Source organism: Neisseria sp. P0001.S005, assembly GCF_051963715.1.
In genome coordinates this window covers 1-386 of record NZ_JBQCTZ010000717.1, presented here as the reverse complement: position 1 = coordinate 386, position 386 = coordinate 1, and the positions used below count along the sequence as shown (strand labels likewise).

The window sequence follows — 386 nt, the reverse complement described above, 5'->3', positions numbered from 1 at the left end:
GGCATCATCTCTATGCGCGGTGCCATTACCATCTTGATTTTGGCATGGATCATCAGCACCGTTGTCAGCGAGATGCACACCGGCGAATACCTCTCCACTTTAGTGGCAGGCAATATCCACGCAGGCTTCCTGCCCGTGATTTTGTTTATGCTCGCAGGCGTGATGGCCTTCGCTACCGGCACAAGCTGGGGTACATTCGGCATTATGTTGCCGATTGCCGCCGCCATGGCCGTCAAAGTCGAACCTTCGCTGATTATCCCTTGCATGTCTGCCGTAATGGCCGGTGCCGTATTTGGCGACCACTGCTCGCCGATTTCCGACACCACCATCCTCTCTTCTACCGGCGCACACTGTAACCACATCGACCACGTTACCTCGCAATTCCC

Annotated in this window: 1 protein-coding gene; it reads left to right on the top strand. The window is 55.4% G+C overall.

Features of this window, described 5'->3' with window-relative positions; genetic code table 11:
• Positions 1-386, top strand: a 386-nt coding sequence (locus ACTHSP_RS22540) for a Na+/H+ antiporter NhaC family protein (RefSeq protein ID WP_440347075.1), incomplete at both ends; no start/stop codon positions are given.